The sequence below is a fragment of the Streptomyces sp. NPDC041970 genome, from assembly GCF_055588985.1.
This window is the reverse complement of the sequence record NZ_JBVJCD010000087.1, coordinates 1-3225: the sequence shown is the minus strand read 5'-3', so window position 1 is coordinate 3225 and position 3225 is coordinate 1. Positions and strand designations below refer to the sequence as shown.

General features: G+C 74.6%; 3 protein-coding genes. 1 reads left to right on the top strand and 2 read right to left on the bottom strand.

From position 1 onward, the window contains the following. Window positions 1-103 precede the first annotated feature (103 nt). Both ACZ6EJ_RS26525 and ACZ6EJ_RS26520 read right to left on the bottom strand, forming a co-directional pair. Entirely contained in the window at window positions 104-1039 is a 936-nt protein-coding gene (locus tag ACZ6EJ_RS26525) for a DUF3048 domain-containing protein (RefSeq protein WP_469270619.1), read from the bottom strand. Window positions 1040-1287: 248 nt separating this feature from the next. After that, window positions 1288-1833 (bottom strand): CchlQ, encoded by a 546-nt coding sequence (locus ACZ6EJ_RS26520; protein ID WP_469270617.1) that lies wholly within the window; start codon window positions 1831-1833, stop codon window positions 1288-1290. A 228-nt stretch (window positions 1834-2061) separates the two neighbouring features. Here ACZ6EJ_RS26520 and ACZ6EJ_RS26515 point away from each other — a divergent pair, with 228 nt between their 5' ends. Then, window positions 2062-3117 carry a chitinase gene (locus ACZ6EJ_RS26515; protein ID WP_469270616.1) on the top strand — a complete coding sequence of 352 codons (1056 nt, stop codon included), beginning with the start codon at window positions 2062-2064 and terminating at the stop codon, window positions 3115-3117. Window positions 3118-3225: the final 108 nt, after the last annotated feature.

The window sequence follows — 3225 nt, the reverse complement described above, 5'->3', positions numbered from 1 at the left end:
GCTCCCCGACGCACGGCGGCGGGGGCGGCGCGCGCGGCGGCGCGGTCGACCGCGCCGCCGCGCGCGCCGCCCCCGCCGCCGTGCGTCGGGGAGCGGCCGCCGGTCAGGCGTCGCGCGGCGCGTAGAGGACCCAGAGCGGCCCGGCGGCGAGATCGACGCGTTCGCCGTCCGGGGTCCTGTACACCGTGGGCGCGTCGGCCGCGGTCCGCGTCCACCGGGCCTCGTGGGCCCGGCCGTCGCGCAGGACCAGGGCGTCCCCCGACCCCACGGTCTCGGTGAACGGGCTGACGCTCCCCGCCCGGTCGTGGTAGTCGGACGGGCGCACCGTCACGTCCTGGACGATGACCGTGCCGGCCCCGATCCGCGCCCCGTCCACCGTGCGGGCGGGGGAGCCGTCCAGGGAGACGAGCCACCGGTCGCGTTCGGCGGACCAGTCGAAGCCGACGCGCGCCGAGGGGTAGCGGACCGTGTGGCGGTCCTCCGCCCTCCCGCCCGGCGGCGGCGCGCCGAAGGCCAGCCCCAGCGCCTCGGCGGCGTGCACGCCGGACGCGGCGTACGGAATCCTCTCCGGCCGCAGGTAGAGGTTGTGCGGCGCGGGCCGGTCCGTCCCGCGGAAGTACGCCTGCGGAGCCTTCGAGGGCGGTACGGGCTCCAGCGGCGCCCGGTCGATGACCGGCAGCAGCCTGCTCTGCGCCCCGGAGAACGCCAGCTTCGGCCGGTCGAACTGCCGCAGCAGCTCCAGATCGGTCTCCCGCGCGCTGCGGACCGGTCCGACGACGGGCGGGACGGCGGAGGAGTAGACGGCCAGAATCCGGCTGAGACCGGCCTCGACCTGCTCGACGTGGACGATGTCGGCCTGCTCCAGCCCGGTGTGGGGCTGGGCGGCGGCCACGTTGTCGATCTTCACGGCGAGCACGTCGGGCGGCGGGCCGTTCCGGGACGCGGGCGGCGGCCCTCCCGCGCACCCGACCGCGAGAACGGCCAGGACGAGCGCGGCGAGCACCGCCGCGCTCCACGGTTTCGCTCCGACCGAGGACATGGCGACCGCCTCTCCGGGCCGGCCGGTGCGTCGGCGCCGACACCGCCGCGTCGCGGCCCCACCCCCATCATCACGCGCCGGACCGCATGGCCGGAAGCGCACCGCGCCCTACCGCTTCACGGGGCCGCCCGCTCCCCGCGGTGGCGCCGGCGGCGGGCGCACGGGCCCGTACGGCGACGGGTGGGAGAGGAAGGGGCTCGGGGGAGGCCGGCCGACGGCGTCGGCGGCATCGGGCGCGGCGGCCTTGTTCACGCCCTCGCCGTCAGCTCCCGGCAGGCCGGGCACCGGTCCTTGCCGTCCCACGTGTCCCATCCGAAGGACGAGGGCGAGAGCACCCGGTCCCCCAACTCCTCGCGCACGGCGGCCCGGTAGGCCCAGACCGTGTCCAGGTAGGGGTGGTAGGCGTCGTGGAAGGCGCCCGAGGCGAGCGAGGCGCCCGCGCCCACGGTGCGCTGCAGCACGCGCAGTTGTTCGAGCATCCGCTGGCCCGCGCGGGCCACGTCGGCGGAGGCGTCGATGAAGAGCCGCTCGCGCACCTCGTGGACGCCCGCCTCGCCCATCGCCGCGCGGGCGGCCGGTTCCGGGTCGGCGGCCGGGTCCCGAGCCAGGGCGATGTCGCGCAGCCTCGTGTGGCACTTGCCGATGGCGGCGATGAACTCGATGTACACCGCACGCCGCCGCTCCGCCGCCTGACGGTCGCGTTCGTGGCGCCGGCGCAGGTGGTCGGCGAGGACGGTCCCGGACATGGCGATGACACCGCCGCTCACCGTCGCGACGAACGTGCCCCAGTCCATGGCGTCCTCCCCCGGAAGCGATCGCGGAACCCGACCCCGAACCTATCCCCGCCGGGGGCCTTGCGTCAGGCGCTAGGGCGCCGGGCCGGAACGGGAGGCGCGGACGGCGGTCCAGACCTCTTGACCGCAGGTCTGGACCAATCTACGTTTTGACAGGGCCACGACATAGGGCGGCGGTGCGAACCCTTCGCGTCGGGCGGCGGACCCAGGGCTGGAAGGACACACGTCATGGGCAGGATCTCACGACTGCTGGGCCTCGGAGCGGCCGCGGCGCTCGTCGTACCGATGCTGGTCGCAGCCGCACCGCCGAAGGCCGCCGCCGAGACCGAGACCTGCGCGGTCAAGTCGCGGCCCGCGGGCAAGGTGCTCCAGGGGTACTGGGAGAACTGGGACGGCGCGGCCAACGGCGTGCATCCGCCGCTCGGCTGGATACCGATCACCGACTCCCGCATCACCGGACACGGCTACAACGTCGTCAACGCGGCCTTCCCCGTCATCCGCTCCGACGGCACCGTCCTGTGGGAGGACGGCATGGACAGCACCGTCAAGGTCGCCACCCCCGCCGAGATGTGCCGGGCCAAGGCGTCCGGCCTCACCACCCTCATGTCGATCGGCGGAGCCGCCGCCGGGATCGACCTCAGCTCCAGCACCGTCGCCGACCGGTTCGTCGCCACCGTGGTCCCGATCCTGAAGAAGTACAACTTCGACGGCATCGACATCGACATCGAGACCGGCCTCGTCGGCACCGGCAACATCAACCAACTGTCCGCCTCGCAGGCCAACCTCATCCGCATCATCGACGGCGTCCTCGCCGCGATGCCCCCGAACTTCGGCCTCACCATGGCCCCCGAGACGGCGTACGTCACCGGCGGCAGCATCGTCTACGGCTCCATCTGGGGCGCCTACCTGCCCGTCATCAAGAAGTACGCGGACAACGGCCGGCTGTGGTGGCTGAACATGCAGTACTACAACGGCAGCATGTACGGCTGCTCCGGCGACTCGTACTCCGCCGGCACGGTCGCAGGCTTCGTCGCCCAGACCGACTGCCTGGACAAGGGGCTCGTCATCCAGGGCGCCACCATCAAGGTGCCCTACGACAAGCAGGTCCCCGGCCTCCCCGCCCAGCCCGGAGCCGGTGGCGGCCACATGTCGACCGGCCTCGTCTCCCAGGCCTGGAACCACTACCGGGGCGGGCTCAAGGGGCTGATGACCTGGTCCCTGAACTGGGACGGCTCCCGCGGCTGGACCTTCGGCGACAACGTGAAGGCCCTGCAGGGACGTTGAGCCGGCCACCCCGAGGCGGGGGGGGGGGGGGGGGGGGGGGGGGGGGGGGGGGGGGGGGGGGGGGGGGGGGGGGGTAGGGGGGGGGGGGGGGGGGGGGGGGGGGGGGGA

What these genes read in the sequence shown, in the direction of transcription:
- ACZ6EJ_RS26525 (WP_469270619.1), bottom strand. Translation starts at nt 1,039, where the DNA reads ATGTCCTCGGTCGGAGCGAAACCGTGGAGCGCGGCGGTGCTCGCCGCG.
- ACZ6EJ_RS26520 (WP_469270617.1), bottom strand. Translation starts at nt 1,833, where the DNA reads ATGGACTGGGGCACGTTCGTCGCGACGGTGAGCGGCGGTGTCATCGCC.
- ACZ6EJ_RS26515 (WP_469270616.1), top strand. Translation starts at nt 2,062, where the DNA reads ATGGGCAGGATCTCACGACTGCTGGGCCTCGGAGCGGCCGCGGCGCTC.